A 21,450-nucleotide genomic window follows, 5' to 3' on the forward strand; every position below is an offset into this window, starting at 1 on the left:
TCGACCGCAAATCAATGGTGGGAGCTAAACGCGGCAGCGGCACTGCCTCGCGCAGGCCGCGACTTGGCACTTCTTCGAGTGGGCCAGGGCCAAGTTACGAGAGACCATAGGTCACCTCAGGGCAGCGCAGGTGCAACGCAACCCTCAACAAAGGATCTAACTTATTGATAGAGAAGAGATTCTCTGCAATATCCGTCCAGTCCATCATCGGGGCGACGGACAGGCGCAGGGTGGCCGCATCGTGTGACGGGCCGGGCGCGGGCGGGACGGGGCTGGGCATCGGTGTGCAGGTGCAGCGGCGTTGCATTTTCACCGTTCTCGACGCGCGGGTCGAATCGCAGCGGCGTCGCCGTGGACGCTGCGTGCAGTGTCGGCATGCTATGCAGCGTGGCCCTGTTGCGGATGCTGCGCATGACCCTGCTGCTCCTTGTCGTCGGCCTTGTGGCATTGGCCCTGGGCGCCGAACTGCTGGTGCGCGGGGCGAGCCGGCTCGCACTTGCCACCGGTCTTTCGCCACTGGTGATCGGCCTGACCGTGGTCGCCTTCGGGACCAGCTCGCCGGAACTCGCCGTCAGCATCGGCGCGGCGCGCGACGGCAGTGGCGACATCGCGCTGGGCAACGTGGTCGGCAGCAACATCACCAACGTGCTGCTGATCATCGGCGTGGCGGCGCTGGTGGCCCCGCTCGTGGTGGCGCGGCAGCTGGTGCGGGTGGACGTGCCGCTGATGGTGGTGGCCTCGGTGGGCGTGCTGCTGCTGGCCGGTGATGGCGTGCTCGGGTCCGGCGATGGCGTGCTGCTGGTGACCGCGCTCGTGGCCTACCTCGTGCTGCAGATCCGGCTCGGCCGACGCGAGCCGCAGGCCGCGGGCACCGCGCCGGAGCCCGTCCGCGCCCGCGGCATGAGCACGCGCATCCGCGACCTGGCGTTCGTGGCCGCGGGCCTGCTCCTGTTGATCGTGGGCGCCGGCTGGCTGGTGGACGCGGCGACCGTGATCGCGCGCCGGTTCGGCCTGAGCGAACTGGTGATCGGGCTGACCGTGGTCGCGGTCGGCACGTCGCTGCCGGAGATCGCCACCTCGGTGCTGGCGGTGATGCGCGGCCAGCGCGACCTCGCGGTCGGCAACGTGGTCGGCAGCTGCCTGTTCAACCTGCTCGGGGTGCTGGGGATCACCGCGCTGGTGGCGCCGGACGGCATCGGCGTGGGCGCCTCCGCGCTGCACTTCGACATGCCGGTGATGCTGGCCACGGCCGTCGCCTGCCTGCCGATCTTCTTCACCGGCCACTGCATCAATCGCTGGGAGGGCGGGCTGTTCCTCGCCTACTACGTCGCCTACACCGCGTACCTGCTGCTCGATTCCGCAGGCCACGCGGCGCTGCCCGCCTACAGCGCGATCATGATGCTGTTCGTCGTGCCGCTGACGGTGGCGACGCTGGCCGTGGTCGGTACCCGCGCGATCTTCACCCAGGGTGCCCGCCGCGGCTGATCGCGCGCCACGCGCTCAATCGCGGCGCCGCCGTGGCCGCCAGATCGCTGCGTCCACGCCGGCGCCGAACTCGGGAAAGCGGCCGGCGTCGAATTCGGGCGTACGCCCGGCGCGCAGCTGGCTGTCGTAGTCGCGGGTGAGCTTCACCACCACCCCGGACAGCAGCACGATCGCCACCAGGTTGATCGAGGCCATCACCGCCATCGAGGCGTCGGCGGCATCCCACACCACCTGCACGCGCGAGAACACGCCCCAGCTGATCACCGCCAGGGTCACCAGTCGCAGCACCAGCAGACCGCTGCGGCCGCCGCCGAGGTACAGCAGGTTGGTCTCGGCATAGGAGTAGTTGCCGATGATCGTGGTGAAGGCGAAGAAGAACAGCGCCACCGCGACGAACACCACGCCGAAGTCGCCGAAGAACACCCCGACGGCGCGCTGGGTCAGCAGCACCCCGTCGCCCTCGCTGCCGAGCACGCCCGACAGCAGGATCACGAAGCCGGTGGCGCTGCAGATCAGCAGGGTGTCGATGAACACGCCCAACGACTGCACCAGGCCCTGGCTTGCGGGGTGGTGCGGCACCGGCGTGGCCGCGGCGGCGATGTTGGGCGCGCTGCCCATGCCCGCCTCGTTGGAATAGAGGCCGCGCTTGACCCCCTGCAGCATCGCCACCGTGATCGCGCCGAGTATCCCGCCGGCCGCGGCATCGAGGCCGAACGCACTGCGCAGTACCTGCGCCAGCACCGCCGGGACCTCGCCGAGGTTGGTCACCACCACCCAGCCGGCGAGCCCGAGATAGGCCACCGACATGAACGGCACCACCCATTCCGCCACCCGCGCCACCCGGCGCAGGCCGCCGAAGATGACCGCCGCGGTCAGCACCACCAGCACGCCGGCCACCACCAGCGGCGACAGCCCGAAGGCCTCGCCCATCGACTGCCCGATCGCGTTGGCATGCACGCTGCTGAAGACCGCGCCGTAGGACACCAGCAGCGCCACTGCGAACGCCACCCCCATCCAGCGGCGTCCGAGCCCGAGGGTCATGTAGTACGACGGACCGCCACGGTACTGGCCCCCGGCATCGCGCACCTTGTAGAGCTGCGCCAGGCTGCTCTCGGCGTACGCGGTGGCCATGCCGACGACGGCCGTGCACCACATCCAGAACAGTGCCCCCGGCCCGCCGAGGGAAAGCGCGATGGCCACCCCGGCGAGGTTGCCGGTCCCCACCCGCGAGGCCAGGCTGGTGGCAAGTGCCTGGAACGGCGAGATGCCGCTGGCATCGCCGCCGCGGCCGGGGCGCACCAGGCTCAGCATGTGAGCGAAGCGGCGCAGCTGCAGCAGGCGCAGCCGCACGGTGAAGAACACCCCGACGCCCAGCAACCCGTACACCAGCAGGTAGTCCCAGAGCACGCGGTTGATGACGCCGACCACCGGCGAGAGCAGGGTTTCGATCAGCGTGGCGGGTGCGGACATGGACGTGCCGGATGCAGGCGGACCGGCGATCGTAGCAACGCCGCAGGTGCGCCGTTCGCAACGCAGGCGCTCTGCCTGCGGCGGCTGTCCGGCGGCAGCACCCTGCACGGTCTAGAATCCGCGCCTGACTCGGCGGTGGGAGCGCGCATGAAGGTTCTGGTCATCGGTTCGGGCGGGCGCGAGCACGCACTGGCCTGGAAGCTCGCGCAGTCGCCGCGCGTCGACGAAGTGCTGGTGGCGCCGGGCAACGCGGGCACCGCCACCGAGGACGGGTGCCGCAATGTCGACGTGGCCGCCACCGATATCGACGCACTGCTGGCGTTGGCGCGCGACGAAGGCGTCGCCTTCACCCTGGTCGGGCCGGAGGGCCCGCTGGTGGCCGGCGTGGTCGACCGTTTCCGCGACGCCGGCCTGCGCATCTTCGGACCGACCGCGGCCGCCGCCCAGCTCGAGGGCAGCAAGGCGTACGCGAAGGACTTCCTCGCCCGCCACGGCATCCCCACCGCGCACTACGCGGTGCATACGCATGTCGAGGAGGCGCTGGAATACGTGCGCGAGCGCGGTGCGCCGATCGTGATCAAGGCCGATGGCCTGGCCGCCGGCAAGGGCGTGATCGTGGCGATGACGCTGGAGGACGCCGAGGCCGCGATCACCGACATGCTCGGCGACTACGCCTTCGGCGCCGCCGGCTCGCGGGTGGTGATCGAGGAGTTCCTCGACGGCGAGGAAGCCAGCTTCATCTCGATGGTCGATGGCCGCACCGCGCTGCCGATGGCCACCAGCCAGGACCACAAGCGCGTCGGCGACGGCGACACCGGGCCCAACACCGGCGGCATGGGTGCGTACTCGCCGGCGCCGGTGGTCACGCCGGAGGTGCATGCGCGGATCATGCGCGAGGTGGTCGAACCCACCGTCGCCGGCATGGCCGCCGACGGCGCGCCCTTCACCGGCTTCCTCTATGCCGGGCTGATGATCGACCGCCACGGCGCGCCGAAGGTGATCGAATACAACGTGCGCTTCGGCGACCCGGAAACCCAGCCGGTGATGCTGCGTCTGCAGTCCGACCTCGCCGAACTTGTGGAGGCCGCGATCGACGGCCGCCTCGACGGCGCCGAGGCCAGGTGGGACCCGCGTCCGTCGCTGGGCGTGGTGATGGCCGCCGAGCACTACCCCGGCAAGCCGCGCACCGGCGATGTCATCAACACCTGGGACGTGCCCGAACCCGAGCACACCAGGGTCTTCCACGCCGGCACCGCGCTCGAGGGCCAGCACGTGGTCACCGCTGGCGGCCGGGTGCTGTGCGTGTGCGCGCTCGGCGACACCGTCGCCGATGCCCGGGAGCGCGCCTATGCCGCGATCAGCGGGATTTCATGGCACGGCGAATTCCACCGCCACGACATCGGCTGGCGCGCGATCGAGCGCGAGCGTGCAGGTGGCTGAGGCACGGCCGGGCTGACCCGGCTTCGATTCGCAGCGGAGGCGGACGGCGGGATCAGGGACGCAGGTCCCCACACTCCCGCTGCCGGTCCGCGGAAGCCGCACCCCGGCCGGCGGATCACCCCGCCTCGTCGTGTTCCACCGCCAGCAGCGCCAGCGAGCGGCCTTCCGCGGTCCATTCGCCACCACCCGGCAGGCGCGGCCCGCGGCCGCCGGTGGTGGTGTCGAGCAGCATCCGCCAGTGCACCGAAGCCACGTCCGGCAGCCGGAACACCACCGCCTCTTCCGCGGCATTCACCAGCAACAGCAGGCTGGCCGCAGTACCCGGCACGCGCAGCCCGCTGACCGGCGCGCGGCCGTCGAGATGCATCATCAGCGCGCGCGCATGCGGCGCATTCCAGTCGTCGTCGCCCATCGCCTCGCCGTCAGGGCGCAGCCAGCGCACGTCCTGGACATCGAGCTCGGGGTCGTAGCGACCGGTCAGGAAGCGGTTGTGGTGCAGCAGCGGGAAGCGCTCGCGCAATGACAGCACGCGCTGCACGAACGCGGTCAGTTCCTGCCCCTGCGGCCGTGCGGCGGCGTCCCAGTCCAGCCAGCTGATCTCGTTGTCCTGGCAATAGGCGTTGTTGTTGCCGTGCTGGGTCTGCCCGAACTCGTCGCCCGCCAGCAGCATCGGCGTGCCCTGCGCCAGCAGCAGGGTGGCCAGCAGGTTGCGCTGCTGGCGTAGCCGCAGCGCCTCGATGCCGGCATCCTCGCTCGGCCCTTCCACACCGTAGTTGGCCGACAGGTTGTGGTCGTGGCCGTCGCGGTTGTCCTCGCCGTTGGCTTCGTTGTGCTTGTGCTCGTAGCTGACCAGGTCGCGCAGGGTGAAGCCGTCGTGCGCGGTGATGAAGTTCACCGAGGCACTCGGGCGGCGGCCGTGGTGGTTGAACAGGTCAGCGGAACCGGTGATGCGGGTGGCGAGCTCCGGGAGCTTGCCTTCTTCGCCGCGCCAGAACGCGCGCACGGTATCGCGGAAGCGGTCGTTCCACTCCGCCCAGCCGGGTGGGAAGTTGCCGACCTGGTAGCCGCCCGGGCCGATGTCCCAGGGCTCGGCGATCAGCTTCACCCCGCCCAGCACCGGGTCCTGGCGCACGGTGTCGAGGAAGCTGCCCGACGGATCGAAGCCGCTGCGCTCGCGACCGAGGATGGTGGCGAGGTCGAAGCGGAAGCCGTCGACATGCATCTCCTGCACCCAGTAGCGCAGCGAATCGGCCACCAGCCGCAGGGCGCCGGCACTGGTGAGGTCAAGCGTGTTGCCAGTACCGGTGTCGTTGATGTAGTGGCGCGGGTTGTCGGCGAGCCGGTAGTAGCTGGCGTTGTCGATGCCGCGGAACGACAGCGTGGGCCCGAGTTCGTTGCCTTCGGCGGTGTGGTTGTAGACCACGTCGAGGATCACCTCCAGCCCTTCGGCATGCAGGCGCGCGACCATCTGCTTGAATTCGTCGATGCTGCCGCTGGCGAGGTAGCGCGGCTGCGGTGCGAAGAAGCACAGGGTGTTGTAGCCCCAGTAGTTGCGCAGCCCTTTTTCCTCGAGGTAGTGGTCGTCGGCGAACGCGTGCACCGGCAACAGTTCCACCGCGGTGACGCCGAGGTCGCGCAGGTGGCGCACCACGGGTTCCTCGCGCAGCCCGGCAAAGGTGCCGCGATGGGCCTCGGGCACGTCCGGGTGGCGCATGGTCAGCCCGCGCACATGGCTTTCGTAGATCACCGTGCGTGACCACGGGCGGGCCGGCCGGCGGTCCTCGCCCCAGGTGAACGAGGGGTCGATCACCGCGCACTTCGGGATGTAGGCGGCGCTGTCGCGGCGGTCGAAACTGAGGTCGGCGTCGCGATGCCCCAGGGTGTAGCCGAACAGCGCCGGCGCCCACTTCAGCTCACCGACCAGGCGCCGTGCATAGGGGTCGATCAGCAGCTTGTTCGGGTTGAAACGGTGCCCGGCATCGGGCGCGTAGGGCCCATGCACGCGGTAGCCGTACAGCTGGCCCGGCCGCGCGTCGGGCAGGTAGCCATGCCAGACCTCGTCGGTGTACTCCGGCAGCACGATGCGCTCGCACTCGCGCCCGCGCGCATCGAACAGGCACAGCTCCACCTTCGTGGCATGCGCGGAATACAGCGCGAAATTGACGCCCAGGCCATCCCAGGTGGCGCCGAGCGGATACGGGCGGCCCTCCTGGATGCGCGAACGGGTGGCGAATGATTTCTTCGACATGGGCTGGTCAGTGTCCGGACGGTTCTTGCGGTGCCGGTGGCTGGCCGGCCGCGGCGATCTCGGCATCGACCAGGCGCTCGGCCATGCCCCAGTGGCGCTCGGCCTGGGCCTCGGGGCGGCCTTCGGCCTCCCAGATCTCGCGGGCGAGTTGTTCGACGCGCGCGCGCCGGGTATCGGGATCCATTGCGGATGTCTCCATCTAGGAATGAGGCGGGTCGACCAGCACGGCGATCGGCCCATGCCGGCGCAGGCGCGCAGGCGGGAGCCCAGCATCACCCACGTCCAGTCGTGCCCCGGTCAACAGGTGCTGCCAGCGGCCGGGGGGCACGTGGAACGCGGTCTCCGGCCAACGCGCCTGCAGGGCGCCTGGCGTGCCCGCCGGCGGACGCACCGGCACCAGCACGCACAGCCGGGTATCGCCGTGCGTGCGCACGAAGCCGATCCAGCCGTCGGCCACGGCCAGCGGCCGGTAGTCGCCATCGGCGAACAGCGCCGGCCATGCACGGCGCAGGTCCAGCAGCCGCTGCAGCAGACGCGCCTTGACCGCGCCGTCGCGCCAGTCGCGCAGCAGCGCCTGCCAGTCGCGCGCATCATCGAGCCACGCCTCGCGCAGGCGGTAGTCCACGGGCCTGCGGTTGTCGGGATCGACCAGCGACAGGTCCCAGCCTTCGGTGCCCTGGTACAGGTCGGGAATACCGGGAAGCGTGAGCCGCAGCGCCACCTGCGCGAGGCCGAGCACGGCGCCGGCCGGGGCGATGGCCCCGGCGGCGTCCTGCAGGCGCCCGCGCAGGGCCAGCCCGCGTGGAGCGGTCAGCACGGCCTCCAGGAACGATCCGGCGGCTTCCTCGTAGCCGGGCTGCGGATCCACCCACGAGGTGCGCCGCTTGGCCTCGCGCATCGCCTTGGTCTGCCAGCCCGCGACCCGTTCATGCCAGTCGCGCAGCCCGGCACGGTCATCGGCCGCCAGCCCCAGCGGCCACGCGCCGACCAGCGTCTGCCAGAGCATCGCGCGATCGGCGCCGTCGGGGGCGTCGCCCGACAGCAGTGCGGCGGCCTCGCGTTCCAGCGCCTCCACGGTGCGCTCCCACCAGGGCGCGCGTGCGGCCAGCACCGCCAGCCGCGCCCGCATGTCCTCGCCCCGCTTGTGGTCGTGGGTCGCGGTCGCCAGCAGCGCGCGGGGCGGCCGCGCGGCGGCGGCGGCATGGAAGGTCCCGGCGGCAATGCCCAGCTGCCCCGGCAGCGGGTGGCTGCCGACCTCATTGCGCGACAGCAGTACGCCGTGGCGGTAGAACGCGGTGTCCTCCACCGACTTGGCGTTGAGCGGCGCCGACAGCTGCTCCACGCGCTGCCGCAGCTCGCGCTGCGCGCGCTGCTGCGCCGGCGTGCCGGACGCCTGCAACAGCCAGCCGCGCAGCAGCCCCACCGCGGTGCGCTGCAGTTCGCCACCCGCATCCGATGCCCGCGCGCAGGCACGCTCGACCAGCCCGGCATCGCCGCCCTCGAGACCGCCCGCGCCCGCATAGGTGCGATACACCGGGAACACCTCGAGGATGCCGCGCAGGGCCTGCGCCCAGGCGGAGGGCGGGAGCTCGCGCGCCATCGCATCATGGCGCGCACAACGCAGCAGCACGCGCAGGGTGCGGTCGAACTCGGCCTGCAGCGGGCCGGCCAGCACCTCGCCGCGGGCCTGCAGTTCCTCGGTGGCGAAATCGCCAGTGCGCCCGCTGCGCGCACGCCACAGCTCCACCAGCGCAGCCTCGCCATCGGGGTCGTGCAGCAGGCCGCCGGCCTGGTCCATGAAGTCGTAGCCGGTGGTGCCATCGCAGGGCCAATCCGCGGGCAGGCTCTCGCCGGGTGCGAGGATCTTTTCCACCCACAGCCCGAGCGTGCCCGGCGCCAGCCCGCGCGCACGCCCGGCGCGGTCCAGCGCGCGGCGCAGGCGCCGCACATAGCCACCGGGATCGGCCAGGCCGTCGACGTGGTCCACCCGCAGCCCATCCACCAGGCCTTCGGACACCAGGCGCAGCGGGAGTGCATGCACGGCGTTGAATGCCGCCGGCACCTCCATGCGCAGCGCCACCAGCGAGGTGATGTCGAAGAAACGCCGGTAGTTCAACAGTGCGTTGCCGCCGCGCCACCAGGCCAGCCGGTATGGCTGTGCGGCAACCAGCTGGGCGAGCGCGTCGTCGCCGTTGCGGGCGCCGGCGTTGATCGATGCCACCCAGCGTCGACGCGCCCCCGTATCACGCGGCACCCGGCGCGGCGCCACGCCGAGCGGCCAGCGGGTGCCGTGGTGGTCCAGCGCCCAGCTGCCGTCGCGCTGCAGGGCCAGCGTCAGCACGCCATCGGCCAGCGCCTGCGCCAGGCTGCGGTCGAGCACCGGCAGCCACAGCCGGCCCGCGCGACCGGGTGCGTCCCATTCGATATCGAACCAGCGCGCCCAGGGGCTGCGCCGGCCGCGCACCACCACGTCGCGCCACCAGGCGTTGTCCAGATGCGCGGCCATGTGGTTGGGCACGATGTCGAGCACCAGGCCCATGTCGTGCGCGTGCGCGGCGCGCGCCAGCGCACGCAGCGCCGGCTCGCCGCCGAGCTCGGGCGAGACGGTGGCGGGATCCACCACGTCGTAGCCATGGGTGGAGCCGGCCACCGCGCGGGTGATCGGCGACAGGTAGAGATGGCTGATGCCCAGGCGCGCGTAGTACGGCACGCTGGCCGCGGCGTCGCGCAGGGTGAAGCCCGCATGCAGCTGCAGGCGCGCGGTGGAACGCAACGGGATCACGCTGCGGCTCCCTGCCGGCGTCCGGCACTGATGGCCGCCACCGCCGCCTGCCAGGCCGCATCGGTGCGTTCCGGCAGGCGCCGCCGCCAGTTGGGATGCGTCTCCACCACGCCGGGCAGGTTCGGCTGCCCGCGCAGTCCAAGCATATCCTCGGCAGGCACCAGGACCAGCGGTGACGGCGTGGTCGCCACGTGCCGCAGCGCTGCAACCGTGGGGTCGCCATCGGTGGTGCCGCCGGCCGCGACGATCGCGCGGTCGAGCGCGGCCACGTCCGTGCGACGTTCCCGCATCGCCCGGCGCCGGCCGTCGGCATCGAGCAGCCCGCAGCGGCGGCGCCAGGACAGATCGCGCCCGATGCGCCAGCCCGCCAGCGTCGGCAGGTCGTGGGTGGTGGTCATGGCCACGGCGTCGTGCCGCCACTGCGCGGGTGGCAGGAAGCCGCCGTCGTCATCGCGGGTGAACGGCAGCACGTCGATCCCGAGCACGCCACGCGCGGCCAGCCGCTGGCGGAACCCCGGCGGCACCACGCCCAGGTCCTCGCCGATCACGATCGCCCGGTGCCGCCACGAGGCCAGTGCGAGCAGGTCCAGCAGCTCGCGCATCGGATAGCGCAGGTATGCGCCGTGGGTCGCCTCGGCACCGGTGGGCACCAGCCACATCCGCTTGAGGCCGAGGATGTGATCGATGCGCACGCCGCCACGGTCGCGCATGACGCAGTCGAGCAGGGTACGGAACGGTGCATAGCCCGAGCGCCGCAGGGCCGCCGGCGCGTAGGCACCCAGCCCCCACACCTGGCCCTGCGCGTTGAATGCATCCGGCGGGGCGCCCAGCAGCAGCCCGTCGAGCACGGCGTCCGCCTGCGCCGCGGCCTCGCTGCCCGCCGGGTCGAAGCCCACCGCGAGATCGGCGACCAGGCCGATGCCCATGCCCTGCCCGCGCGCCTGCGCCTGCAGCGCCGCCCAGCTGCGCGCGGCCAGCCACTGCGCGAACACATGCAGCGACGGGTCGCCATCACCGAAGGCACGTGCCGCCCACTGCGTATGCGCGTGCAGGGCATCGCCACCGGCGGCCGCGAAGCCGGCAATGGCGTCGGCGTGCGACCCGGCATGCGCCGCATGCAACGCGCGCAGCCAGCGCCACTTCACCGCCGCGCCTTCCGGCCAGTCGACCAGCGCACCAGCAGCGAGCGCGTCGAAGCGCCCGGCAAGACCCGCACGCTCGAGGCACGACTGCGCCGCAGCCACGCCCAGCACCGCGGCGGGGTCGGCATGCAGCGGGTCCAGCCAGCGCCGGTCCGCGGGCGAGTACGGGCTGTAGTGCGGGCCCGCGGGCATCGCCGCATGCAACGGGCTGAGCGCCACTGCGTGCGCACCATATCGCGCGGCGCGCGTCAGCCATGCGTCCGCGCCGCCGGCGTCGCCGATGCCGGCATCGCGCGGCCCGCGCGCCGAGTACACCTGCAGCGCCACGCCCCAGGCGCGCGGCGCCGCCGCACCCAGGGCATCGGCGACACCGAAGCAGCGCGCCGGTGCCACCACCAGGCTGCGCTCATCGTCATCGCCGAATTTCCACTCCCCCGGCTGCGGCGGCGCCGGCACGGTGCCGTCCTCGGCCACGCGCAGTTCCACCCGGTCGCCGTCCTCGTGGACGAGCTCCACGCGGCCCCCGGCACGCCCCAGCGCCACCGGTTCACCGGCACGTGCGGTGACCAGCGGCGGCGCCTGCGTCGAGCGTGCATTGAGCTCCGCCTGCGCCTCGCGGCACTTCGCGGGGGTGCGTGCGTGGATGCCAAGCGCGTCCAGCACCGCCACCAGGGTGTCGTCGCCGACGCGTTGCGCGACGCCGTCGGCGTCGGTCCAGTCGACGATGACCCCGGCGGTATCCGCCAGCGTGCGCAGGTCCGGGTCAGCCATTGCGCTCACCCTTGAGCCAGCAGGCGAGGAAGCCGTCCGGGGGCAGGCTGCCGGATCCGGTCTCGGGGACGTTCTCGGCATACACGACCGTGCCGCGATCCGCCGGCAGCGGCAACGCCTGCTCGCCGAAATTGGCGAAGACCTGCCAGCGTCCGCCGGGCAGCCGCCAGTATGCCGCGATGGCGCCGGGCTGCAGCACGTGACCACGACCCTCGCCGGCCCCGGCCGCCAGCCACTGCCGGCGCACCGCCAGCAGCGCCTGGAACCACGCCGCCCAGCGCGCGCCCTCACCCCGATCGGCATCGGCGATGTCACAGGCCGACGCGCGGAAGGTCGCCTCGTCGTTGGGATCGGGAATACGTGCACGCCGCTCCGGATCGGCGAACGCCGCGAAATGTGCGAACTCGCGACGCCGGCCCTCGCGCACCTGCGCGTCCAGCGGTGGTGCGAAATCGGTGAAGAACAGGAACGGCTCGCGTGCACCCCAGGGCTCGCCCATGAAAAACAGCGGGACCATCGGCGTCAGCGCGGTGAGCGCCAACGCCGCACGCAGCCGCGATTCCGGGACCTGGGTGATCAGGCGATCGCCGAGCGCGCGGTTGCCGATCTGGTCGTGGTTCTGCGCGAACACCACGAAGCGCTCCGGCGGCAGGTGCCCGCTCGGCATGCCGCGGGCATTGCCGCGGTGATCGGCCTGGCCCTGGTAGGCGAAGCCCTCGCCGAGTGTGCGCGCCAGATGCGCGGCAGGGTCATCGGCGAAACCCGCGTAGTAGCCCTCCTCCTCGCCGGTCAGCAGTACATGCAGGGCGTTGTGGAAGTCGTCGTTCCACTGCGCGGTGTAGCCGCGCTCGAGCAGGCCGGCATCGTTGTGCTCGTTCTCCAGCACCAGGTGCACATGGCGACCCTGTGCCGTGGAAGCCGCCACGTGCTCGCGCAGCGTATCGAGGAAGGCGGCAGGTTCGATGGCGTGCACGGCGTCCAGCCGCAGGCCGTCGAACCGGTATTCGTCGATCCACATGCGCGCATTGGCGAGGAAGAACTCGCACACCGCCGGCTGGCGGAAATCGATGGCCGGGCCCCACGGGGTGCAGATGTCGTCGCGGAAGAACCCCGGCGCGATGGCGTGGAGATGGTTTCCCTGCGGCCCGAAATGGTTGTAGACCACGTCGAGCAGCACCATCAGCCCGAGCCCATGCGCCTCGTCCACCAGCGCCTTGAGCGCTTCCGGCGTGCCATCGGCCGAGGTTGGCGCGAACGGCATCACGCCGTCGTAGCCCCAGTTGCGCCGGCCCGGACGCTCGGCCACCGGCATCAGCTCGATCGCGGTGATCCCCAGCGCTGCCAGCCGTGGCAGCTGTGCACGCACGCCGTCGTAGCCACCGCAGACACCAACGTGCAGCTCATAGATCACCGCCTCGCGCCAGGGGCGGCCCCGCCAGCTGCCGTGCTGCCAGCGGTAGCCGTCGCCGGCAAGCGTGGCGCTGGGGCCATCGACGCCCTCGGGCTGCCAGCGCGACGCCGGGTCCGGCACCGGCTCCGCGCCATCGATGCGGAACCGGTAGCGGGTGCCGGCAACGCATGCGATGTGCACGGCGTGGAAGCCATCGGCGTCGCGCGCCATCGGATGCACGTCGCCATCGGCCAGCACCAGTTCCACGCGCGATGCGGCCGGCGCCCACAACCCGAAGCGGTAGCCGTCGCCGACCTGCCACGCGCCCCAGCGCGGAACCATGTCGGCGTCGCGGCCGGTCATGCCTCGGGCACCAGGTAGACCGTCGACAGCGGTGGCAGCAGCAGCGCCAGCGACTGCGCATGCCCGTGCATCGCCAGCGGCCGCGTTTCGACGCCGCCTACATTGCCTTCGTTGCCGCCGCCGTAATACCGGCTGTCGGTGTTGAGCACCTCGCGCCAGCGCCCGGCGACCGGCACGCCCACGCGGTAGTCGCGGCGCACGACCGGGGTGAAGTTGCTCACCGCCAGCAACGGCGGTGCGTCGCCGTCGGGATCCAGTCGCACGAACGCGAACACGCTGTTGCGGTCGTCGTCGCCGACGCTCCAATCGAAGCCTTCGGCGCGGTGGTTGCCGCGGTACAGCGCCGGCTGCGCGCGCAGCGTGCGGTTGAGATCGGCCACCAGGCGCCGCACGCCGTCGTGGCCGGGATGTTGCAGCACCGGCCAGTCGAGGCTGCCGTCGTGGTGCCATTCGTGCGGCTGGCCGAACTCGCCACCCATGAACAGCAGCTTGGCGCCCGGGTGCGCCCACATGAAGCCGTAGTAGGCCCGCAGATGGGCAAGCCGGGCGGAGTGGTCGCCGGGCATCCGGTGCAGCAGCGAGCCCTTGCCGTGCACCACTTCGTCGTGCGAGAGCGGCAGCACGAAGCGCTCGGAGAATGCGTACACCAGCCCGAAGGTCATCTCGCTGTGGTGGTGGCGCCGGTGCAGCGGGTCGCGCCGCAGGTAATGCAGGGTGTCGTGCATCCAGCCCATGTTCCACTTGTAGGTGAAGCCGAGACCGCCGGCCTGCGTGGGCGCGGTCACGCCCGGCCATGCGGTGGATTCCTCGGCGATCGTCATCACCCCCGGGAAGCGGCTGCGCACGGCGTCGTTGAAGGCGCGCAGGAACGCCACCGATTCGAGGTTCTCGCGCCCGCCATGCGCATTGGGAATCCACTCGCCATCGGCGCGGCTGTCGTCGCGGTAGAGCATCGATGCCACCGCATCCACGCGCAGGCCGTCGATATGGAAGCGCTCGATCCACTCCAGCGCGCTGCCGATGAGATAGGCCGCGACCTCGTGACGGCCGTGGTTGTAGATCAGCGTGTGCCAGTCCCGGTGCACGCCCTCGCGGGGATCGGCGTGTTCGTAGAGGGCGGTGCCGTCGAAGCGCTGCATCCCGTGCGGGTCGTCGGGAAAGTGCGCCGCGACCCAGTCGACGATCACCCCGATGCCGGCGCCATGGCAGGCATCGACGAAGCGCGCGAACGCGGCCGACTCGCCATGCCGCGCGGTCGGCGCGAACAGCCCCAGTGGCTGGTAGCCCCAGGAGCCCCCGAACGGATATTCCGAGACCGGCAGCAGTTCGATATGGGTAAAGCCCAGTTCGCGCACATACGGCACCAGGCGCGCGGCAAGCTGGTCCCAGTCCAGCAAGGCGCCGTCGGCATCGCGTTGCCAGGAGCCGGCATGCAGCTCGTAGATCGACAGCGGTTCGGCATCGTGGTCGCGGCGTGCACGCGCCGCCAGCCAGGCCCCGTCGCTCCACGCGAACGGTTCGGCATCAGCGACCACGGACGCGGTGCCCGGCAGCGCTTCGCTGCGGCGCGCGACGGGATCGGCCTTGTCCGGCAGGACCTGCCCGTCGACGCCGGTGATCCGGAACCTGTAGCGGCTGCCAGCCACCACGCCCGGCAGGAACAGTTCCCACACCCCGCCGTCATGGCGCAGCCGCATCGGATGGCGGCGCCCGTCCCAGCCGTTGAAATCACCGACCACCGCCACCCGTCGCGCATTCGGCGCCCAGACCGCGAAACGCACGCCGTCGACGCCGTCACGGGTGTCCGGATGCGCGCCCAGCAGACGCCGCAGCGCCTCGCCATCACCGCGCGAGAACGCCTGCAGGTCGTGCGCATCCGACACCGGCCCGAAGGCGTAGGGATCGGCGGTCTCCCGGATCGCGTCGGGCCATTCGATGCGCAGCCGGTAGCGGCACGCGGACGGCAGCACGGCCTCGTACAGGCCTTCCGGGCCGGCGTGCATGGCCGCCAAGCGCTGTCCCCGGGCGTCGACGACGTCGACCGAGCGCGCGCCGTGCGCCAGCGCACGGATCACCACCCGGCCATCGGCCAGGCGATGCGGGCCCAGCCACGCGAAGGGATCCGCCGGCTCGCCGCGCGCGAGCGCCAGCAGCGGTGCGGGCCACGATGCGTCCACCTCTCCTGATCCGGCCTGCGCAGGTTCGACCGCATCGCAGGCAGCAACGTAGCCGTCGGCGCTCATGCGGCCTCTGCCAGCGGTGCGGCGCGCTCGTACAGCGCGAGGTATTCGCGCCCGGCCTCGTCCCAACCGGCCGGTCGCAGCATGGCCGCACGACGCATCGCCGCCATCAGCCCGGGCATGCGCCAGGTGCGGAACGCCCGCGCCACCGCGCGCCGCAGGCCGTCGGTGGTGGCCTCGGCAAAGAGGAACCCGGTGACGCCATCATCGACGGTATCGATCAGCCCGCCGGTGGCATGGGCGATCGGCAGGCAGCCGAAGCGCTGCGCATACATCTGGCTCAACCCGCAGGGTTCGAAACGCGATGGCATCAGCAGGAAATCCGCGCCGGCGAACATGCACCGCGCCAGCCCCTCCTCGAAGCCGATGAACGCGCCGACATGGCCCGGGAAGCGCAACGTCAGTTCGCGCACCTGCTGTTCGATATGGCGCTCGCCACCGCCAATGATCACGATCTGCCCATTCGCGGCGGCGATCTGCGGTGCCACCTCGCAGATCAGGTCCAGCCCCTTCTGGTGAACCAGCCGCGACACCACCGCGAACAGCGGCCCGCCGGTCTCCGGCAGCCCGAAGGCCTGCCGCACCCAGCGCGCGTTGCGGGTACGGCCACCGCATTCGTTGACGCCGAAACGTGCCTCCAGGTGGCGGTCGGTGCGCGGATCCCAGCTGTTGTCGATGCCGTTGACGATGCCGGTCAGCGCGCCTTCCGCCGCGCGCCGCGCCAGCAGCGCGTCCAGCCCGCAGCCCAGCGTGGGTGCGGTGATCTGCGCGGCGTAGCTGACGCTGACGGTGGTGATATGGGTGGCATGCACGATGCCGGCCTGCAGGAACGACAGCCGGCCGTGGAATTCGATGTCCTCCAGCGCACCCGTCGGCACCCCCAGCGTGCGTGCGAGCGCGGCCGGGAACAGGCCCTGGTAGGCAAGGTTGTGGATGGTGAGCAGGCACGGCGTATCGCCGCCGTTCCAGCGCACGTAGGCCGCGGCCAGCGCGCTTGGCCAGTCGTTGAGATGCAGGATGCGCGGGCACCAGTCGAGCCCCGCCTGGCCGGCGGCGATTGCCGCCGCCGCGTGCGACAGCGTGGCGAAGCGCACTGCGTTGTCGGCCCAGTCGAGGCCGTTGGCATCCACATACGGGCTGCCCTCGCGTGCGAAGAGTGCGCCGTTGAGCAGCACGTAGACGATCAGCCCGTCCTCGCGCCGGGCCTGGGCGACCTCGCACGCCGGCAGGCCGGCATGGGCCGGGATGCGCCCGATCCGCTGCAATGCGCCGGCGCCGGCCAGCACCGCGGGATAGCCTGGAATCAGCACGCGCACGTCGCACCGCTCGCGCAGCGCCCGCGGCAGCGCCGCGGCGACGTCGCCAAGGCCACCGGCCTTGACGAAGTCACTCATCTCCGAGACCACGAACAGGCAACCATCGCGCAGCGGCGCGACCGGGCGCGTCGGCATCAGCCGTGCAAAACGCCCACGCGCATCGCGCGCGCGCCGGGTACGGGTGGACGCAACTGCCGTAGGGAACGGAGCCGGGGATCGGGGGACGTCAGCAACCATGAAAACCGCCTGGGGGGAAAGACGGATGGACGGCGACACTCCCTCCTGCCTTCGGGACCGGAAGCAGGGGGAGAGCCGGGGTTCTCGGGGGGTGCCGCGGGTACACGGCGCCGTGGATGGAATATGGAAAGCGGGTAATCAACTTTCCGTGAAAACGACGCGGCGTTTCGATGACAGCCCAGGCCCGCGCCGAACGGCTCCGGACCCTTCGCACCGGCACCCTGCTCGCGGCTGCATCCGAAGCCGGACGCGACACCGGACAGGTCGATCGCGGACCATCGAACGACGCTGTGGTGACGCGGGTTCCGCCGCCCCCACCTGCTAGGCTCCCGCGCGACGCCCGAGGAGCCCGCATGGCCCATTCCCAGTTCGACCTGCTGCGGCAGCGCCGCTTCCTGCCCTACTTCACCGTGCAGGCGCTGGGGGCCTTCAACGACAACGTCTACCGGCAGGCGATCATCGGCCTGCTGATCTTCCTCGGCGCGAGCACGCAGGAGCGCGCGCTCTACGCGATGCTGGCGCCGGCGGTGTTCATCCTGCCGTACTTCCTGTTCTCGGCCCTGGCCGGCCAGATCGCGGAGAAGCTGGAGAAGCAGCGCCTGATCGTGATCACCACGACGATGGAGATCGCGATCATGTCGCTGGCCGCCATTGGCTTCCTGGTCCAGAACATGCCGCTGCTGCTGGTGGCGCTGTTCTGCACCGGGGTGCAGTCGACGCTGTTCGGGCCGGTGAAGTACTCGGTGCTGCCGTCGATCCTCAAGCCCGAGGAACTGACCGGTGGCAACGGCCTGGTCGAGATGGGCACGTCGATCTCGATCCTGCTGGGCATGATCACCGGCGGGCTGATCTTCCAGCTGGCCGGCAGCCACGGACCGCAGGCGGCGGCCGGCGCGATCGTGGCGCTGGCGGTCATCGGCAACCTGATGGCGCGGCGGATCCCGCGCATCGATGCCGGCGACCCGACGCTGCGCGTGCGCTGGAACCCGGTACCGGTGTCGCTCGAGGTCATGCGCATGGCACGCCGGCAGCCGGCGGTGCGCAACGCGATGCTCGGCGTGTCGTGGTTCTGGTTCTTCGGCACGCTGATCACCTCGCAGCTGCCGGCCTACGCCGAGGTCCACCTCGGCGGCGCCGCCGGCTCGGCGACGCTGTACGTGTTCGCGCTGGCGCTGTTCTCGATCGGCGTGGGCGCCGGCTCGCTGCTGTGCGAGAAGCTGTCGGCACGCACGGTCGAGATCGGCCTGGTGCCGGTGGGTGCGTTCGGCATGACCGCCTTCGTGCTCGATCTCTACTTCGCCCGGCCCGGGCTGGCGCCGGTGGGCGGGCTCGACCTGGCCGGGTTCCTGCGGCAGCCCGGCAGCCTGCGCCTGGTCATCGACCTGCTGGGCATCGGCATGTTCACCGGGGTGTTCGTGGTGCCGCTGTTCGCGCTGATCCAGAGCCGCACGCCGATCAACGAGATGTCGCGGGTGTTCGCCGCGCTCAATATCCAGAACTCGGGCTTCATCGTGCTGGCGGCGGTGGTCGGTCTGGTCACCCAGGGCGTGCTGGGCTGGACCATCCCGCAGCTGCTGCTGGCACTGGCTGTCGCCAACCTGCTGGTGGCGGTGTGGATCTTCACCATCGTTCCCGAATTCATGATGCGCTTCCTGAGCTGGGTGCTGGTGCGCACGCTCTACCGGCTGCGCCTGCACGGCATCGAGGCCCATGTGCCGGACGAGGGCCCGGCACTGCTGGTGTGCAACCACGTCAGCTACATGGATGCGCTGATCCTGGCCGCCAGCGTGCCGCGGCCGGTGCGCTTCGTGATGTACCACCGCATCTTCGCGATCCCGGTGCTGTCGTGGATCTTCCGCACCGCGAAGGCGATCCCGATCGCTCCGGAAAAGGAAGACCCCGCACTCATGCAGCGCGCGTTCGACGCGATCGATGCCGCGCTGGCCGACGGCGAACTGGTGCTGGTGTTTCCCGAGGGGCGCCTGACCGCCGATGGCGACATCGCGCCGTTCCGCAGCGGCGTCGAGCGCATCCTCGCGCGCCGCCCGGTGCCGGTGGTGCCGATGGCCCTGCGCAACATGTGGACCAGCATGTGGAGCCGGCACGACTCGCGGATGCGGCGCATGCGCCTGCCGCGGCGCCTGCGCGCACGCGTGGAGGTGGTCGCGGCCGCGGCGGTGGAGGGCAGGCAGGTCACCGCGGCCTCACTGGAGGCGCGGGTTCGCGAGCTGCGCGGGGCTGCGGCGTAGGCTTCCGGATGGATGCGGCCGGCACGGATGACCCGACCGTGGGTCCGCGGTGCAGCGCCATTGCCTCAAGGGCGCCGTTGCCGGTGTCCGCATGCCGCCAAACGCCCGGATCGAAACGCTAGTCGCGCAGCGCACCCTCGCGATGCCAGTGCGCGATCAGCCAGCGCGCGATCGAGATATGCGATGACAGCAGCAGACCGTCGTCGCCGCCACGGCCGTCCAGCGCCGCGCCGATCTCGTCACGGCTGAACCAGCGCGCGTCCTCGAGTTCGTCGTCGTTGGGGCGTGGCTCGTCGGGCTCGGCCAGCGCCTCGAAACCCAGCATCAGCGAGGACGGGAACGGCCACGGCTGCGATCCGAGGTAGCGCGCGCGGCGCACGCGCACGCCGGACTCCTCCCGGACTTCGCGGGCGATGGTCTGCTCGAGGGTCTCGCCGGGCTCGACGAACCCGGCCAGCACCGACCATCGCCGCGGCGCCCAGCCCGGCTGGCGCCCGAGCAGCAGGCGCTCGCCGTCCGACACCGCCACGATCACCGCCGGATCGGTGCGCGGATAGTGTTCGGCGCTGCAGGCGGTGCATACGCCCAGCCAGCCTGCGCGCAGATAGGCCAGCCTCGCGCCGCAGGCCCCGCAATGCCGGTGCCGGCGCCGCCAGTGCAGCACCGCGCGCGCCTGCGCGAACGCGGTGGTCTGCAGCGCGGGCCACTGCGCGGCCGCGCTGCGCAGGTCGATCCAGGTTCCGCCCGGGGTATCGGGCACGTCCGCGGCATCGCAGGCGAACCAGCCGCGGCCATCTGCATCGAGGCCAAGGAACACCGCGTGCTGCCAGGCCTCCTGCCGCAACGTGGCCGGGTCCGGCATCCACGGCGTATCGCCCTCGCCCACCGGGGCGCGACCGTCGTCGTCGACCACGATGCAGCGCGCCGCCGCCTGCAGGGCCTCCAGCGCTGCGGGCTGCAGGCGCAGGTGTTCGGCGCGGTCCAGCGGCGCAGCAACAAAGGCATAGGCGGGCACGGGCCCGTCGACCGCAACAGTCATCGACACATCCGGCAGCACGCGATATCGCGCTGCCGGAGTTTAGGCCCGAACAGGATGCAGGCGTCGCCAGCGCGGCGACCGCGTGGACGGATCAGACGGTGAAGCTGCTGCCGCAACCGCAGGTGGACTTCGCGTTCGGATTGCGGATGGTGAACTGCGCACCGTGCAGACTCTCGACATAGTCCACCGACGCTCCCATCAGGTACTGCAGGCTCAGCGGATCGACGACCAGGGTGACGCCATCGGTGGCGATCGCCAGGTCGTCCTCGGCCTGTTCCTCGTCGAACTCGAAGCCGTACTGGAAGCCGGAGCAGCCACCACCCTGGATATAGACGCGCAGTTTCAACGCGGGATTGCCCTCGCCGTCGATCAGCTCGCGCACCTTGGACGCGGCGGCAGTGGTGAAATCGATCGGGCGCGACAGCGACTGATAGCCGGGGGCCTGGGGGAGCGGCATGGGTTCCATGCGCACAAGGATGGGGGCCGCAGGAGGCGGGTTCAAGCGTCGGTGGCGGAACGCGCTGTCGCCTCGCTCCACGGGAACGACTCTTCGACCGCACGCCCGCCACGCGGCTGCAGGCGCACGGTCACCCGGGTCGGGGTGAAACCCTGCGGCAGCACGATGTCGCCCTGGACCTGCTGGAAAAAACGGAACGAATACGGCAGCGCGGGGGCATCCTCGCGCTGGCGCAGGTCGTCCCAGTCCAGCTGTTCCAGCCGTCCGTCGCGGGTGCCCTCCACGGCCAGCCGCAGCTCGCCCTCGCTGGATGCATCGCGGTTGAGGTTCTGGGTGAGCGTGGCGGTGTAGTGCCAGACGCTGTCGGTGCCGGGCGCCAGCCGCAGTTCGTGCACGGTCAGGCCGCGGCGCTGCGCGGTGGCACCGACGAAGCGTTCATAGAAGGCGACATCGGCGCGCAGCGCGGCGATTTCCTCGTCGCGTTCGGCAAGGGTGCCCTGCAGCTTGAGGTTGGCCTCGCGGCTGATCTGGTCGGAGCGCGTGAGCGTGGTGACTTCCTGTTCGAGCGCGGCGATGCGCTCGCCTGCATCCGGGCCGGCCACCCCGCCACCACGCAGGCCTGCCCACAGCCCCCACGCGCCGAACAGCAGCGACGCGGAGACCACCGCCGCCAGCAGCGGACCACGCGGCAGTGGACGCTTCGCGGCACGGCCCCGCTCGGCGGCGGCACCGGAACCCGGGGTAGACACCGGTCGGGCCGGCGGAAGCTGCTCGGGGTCGTTCATGTTGAATGGATATAGCGGCGGTGATGAGGCCGGTCA

General features: G+C 71.4%; 14 protein-coding genes. 3 read left to right on the forward strand and 11 right to left on the reverse strand.

Translation table 11 applies throughout. The annotated features are described in order from the left end of the window. Window positions 1-411 precede the first annotated feature (411 nt). Window positions 412-1,485, forward strand: coding sequence for a calcium/sodium antiporter (locus LDO11_RS14100; protein ID WP_232142091.1), 1,074 nt, complete (start codon window positions 412-414; stop codon window positions 1,483-1,485). A gap of 15 nt (window positions 1,486-1,500) precedes the next feature. On the opposite strand, the gene LDO11_RS14105 is transcribed toward LDO11_RS14100, so the two are convergent. Then, window positions 1,501-2,955 carry an alanine/glycine:cation symporter family protein gene (locus tag LDO11_RS14105; protein ID WP_232142092.1) on the reverse strand — a complete coding sequence of 485 codons (1,455 nt, stop codon included), beginning with the start codon at window positions 2,953-2,955 and terminating at the stop codon, window positions 1,501-1,503. Between the two features lie 147 nt (window positions 2,956-3,102). Here LDO11_RS14105 and purD point away from each other — a divergent pair, with 147 nt between their 5' ends. Then, window positions 3,103-4,395: a phosphoribosylamine--glycine ligase gene (gene purD, locus LDO11_RS14110; protein ID WP_232142093.1), complete on the forward strand. Its 1,293-nt coding sequence runs from the start codon at window positions 3,103-3,105 to the stop codon at window positions 4,393-4,395. Between the two features lie 115 nt (window positions 4,396-4,510). On the opposite strand, the gene glgX is transcribed toward purD, so the two are convergent. The 7 genes from glgX to glgA are packed head-to-tail and all read right to left on the reverse strand — an operon-like array spanning window position 4,511 to window position 16,884. Continuing rightward, window positions 4,511-6,643: a glycogen debranching protein GlgX gene (gene glgX / locus LDO11_RS14115; RefSeq protein WP_232142094.1), complete on the reverse strand. Its 2,133-nt coding sequence runs from the start codon at window positions 6,641-6,643 to the stop codon at window positions 4,511-4,513. A gap of 7 nt (window positions 6,644-6,650) precedes the next feature. Next, entirely contained in the window at window positions 6,651-6,827 is a 177-nt protein-coding gene (locus LDO11_RS14120) for a DUF2934 domain-containing protein (RefSeq protein WP_232142095.1), read from the reverse strand. 15 nt (window positions 6,828-6,842) lie between these two features. Beyond that, entirely contained in the window at window positions 6,843-9,425 is a 2,583-nt protein-coding gene (gene treY / locus LDO11_RS14125; RefSeq protein WP_343226135.1) for a malto-oligosyltrehalose synthase, read from the reverse strand. Next, window positions 9,422-11,338, reverse strand: a complete 1,917-nt coding sequence (locus tag LDO11_RS14130; RefSeq protein ID WP_232142096.1) for a 4-alpha-glucanotransferase — start codon at window positions 11,336-11,338, stop codon at window positions 9,422-9,424. The genes treY and LDO11_RS14130 overlap by 4 nt, the downstream gene beginning before the upstream one ends. Beyond that, window positions 11,331-13,091 carry a malto-oligosyltrehalose trehalohydrolase gene (gene treZ / locus LDO11_RS14135; RefSeq protein ID WP_232142097.1) on the reverse strand — a complete coding sequence of 587 codons (1,761 nt, stop codon included), beginning with the start codon at window positions 13,089-13,091 and terminating at the stop codon, window positions 11,331-11,333. The genes LDO11_RS14130 and treZ overlap by 8 nt, the downstream gene beginning before the upstream one ends. Continuing rightward, window positions 13,088-15,334, reverse strand: a complete 2,247-nt coding sequence (glgB, locus tag LDO11_RS14140; protein ID WP_232142098.1) for a 1,4-alpha-glucan branching protein GlgB — start codon at window positions 15,332-15,334, stop codon at window positions 13,088-13,090. Before glgB ends, treZ begins: the two co-directional genes overlap by 4 nt. After that, window positions 15,331-16,884 (reverse strand): glycogen synthase GlgA, encoded by a 1,554-nt coding sequence (gene glgA / locus LDO11_RS14145; protein ID WP_232142099.1) that lies wholly within the window; start codon window positions 16,882-16,884, stop codon window positions 15,331-15,333. The genes glgB and glgA overlap by 4 nt, the downstream gene beginning before the upstream one ends. Window positions 16,885-17,237: 353 nt before the next feature. On the opposite strand from glgA, the gene LDO11_RS14150 reads away from it, so the two are divergent. After that, window positions 17,238-19,133: an MFS transporter gene (locus LDO11_RS14150; protein WP_232142100.1), complete on the forward strand. Its 1,896-nt coding sequence runs from the start codon at window positions 17,238-17,240 to the stop codon at window positions 19,131-19,133. A 118-nt stretch (window positions 19,134-19,251) separates the two neighbouring features. Here LDO11_RS14150 and nudC read toward each other — a convergent pair whose 3' ends face one another. The 3 genes from nudC to LDO11_RS14165 all read right to left on the reverse strand — a co-directional run bounded on the left by nudC (window position 19,252) and on the right by LDO11_RS14165 (window position 21,414). Further along, window positions 19,252-20,172 (reverse strand): NAD(+) diphosphatase, encoded by a 921-nt coding sequence (nudC, locus tag LDO11_RS14155; RefSeq protein WP_232142101.1) that lies wholly within the window; start codon window positions 20,170-20,172, stop codon window positions 19,252-19,254. Window positions 20,173-20,263: 91 nt separating this feature from the next. Beyond that, window positions 20,264-20,629: an iron-sulfur cluster insertion protein ErpA gene (erpA, locus tag LDO11_RS14160; protein ID WP_232142102.1), complete on the reverse strand. Its 366-nt coding sequence runs from the start codon at window positions 20,627-20,629 to the stop codon at window positions 20,264-20,266. Window positions 20,630-20,670: 41 nt separating this feature from the next. Then, a complete protein-coding gene (locus tag LDO11_RS14165; protein ID WP_232142103.1) occupies window positions 20,671-21,414 on the reverse strand; it encodes a DUF6776 family protein in 744 nt (247 codons plus the stop codon). Window positions 21,415-21,450 lie beyond the last annotated feature (36 nt).

Origin of the sequence: Alterluteimonas muca, assembly GCF_021191595.1 — a bacterium.
GTDB classification, from domain to species: domain Bacteria; phylum Pseudomonadota; class Gammaproteobacteria; order Xanthomonadales; family Xanthomonadaceae; genus Luteimonas; species Luteimonas muca.

Coding starts and splice junctions, on each gene's coding strand:
- purD (WP_232142093.1), top strand. CDS start 3,103: ATGAAGGTTCTGGTCATCGGTTCGGGCGGGCGCGAGCACGCACTGGCC.
- LDO11_RS14120 (WP_232142095.1), bottom strand. CDS start 6,827: ATGGATCCCGATACCCGGCGCGCGCGCGTCGAACAACTCGCCCGCGAG.
- glgX (WP_232142094.1), bottom strand. CDS start 6,643: ATGTCGAAGAAATCATTCGCCACCCGTTCGCGCATCCAGGAGGGCCGC.
- glgB (WP_232142098.1), bottom strand. CDS start 15,334: ATGAGCGCCGACGGCTACGTTGCTGCCTGCGATGCGGTCGAACCTGCG.
- nudC (WP_232142101.1), bottom strand. CDS start 20,172: ATGACTGTTGCGGTCGACGGGCCCGTGCCCGCCTATGCCTTTGTTGCT.
- LDO11_RS14100 (WP_232142091.1), top strand. CDS start 412: ATGACCCTGCTGCTCCTTGTCGTCGGCCTTGTGGCATTGGCCCTGGGC.
- LDO11_RS14165 (WP_232142103.1), bottom strand. CDS start 21,414: ATGAACGACCCCGAGCAGCTTCCGCCGGCCCGACCGGTGTCTACCCCG.
- treZ (WP_232142097.1), bottom strand. CDS start 13,091: ATGACCGGCCGCGACGCCGACATGGTTCCGCGCTGGGGCGCGTGGCAG.
- LDO11_RS14130 (WP_232142096.1), bottom strand. CDS start 11,338: ATGGCTGACCCGGACCTGCGCACGCTGGCGGATACCGCCGGGGTCATC.
- glgA (WP_232142099.1), bottom strand. CDS start 16,884: ATGGTTGCTGACGTCCCCCGATCCCCGGCTCCGTTCCCTACGGCAGTT.
- erpA (WP_232142102.1), bottom strand. CDS start 20,629: ATGCCGCTCCCCCAGGCCCCCGGCTATCAGTCGCTGTCGCGCCCGATC.
- LDO11_RS14150 (WP_232142100.1), top strand. CDS start 17,238: ATGGCCCATTCCCAGTTCGACCTGCTGCGGCAGCGCCGCTTCCTGCCC.
- LDO11_RS14105 (WP_232142092.1), bottom strand. CDS start 2,955: ATGTCCGCACCCGCCACGCTGATCGAAACCCTGCTCTCGCCGGTGGTC.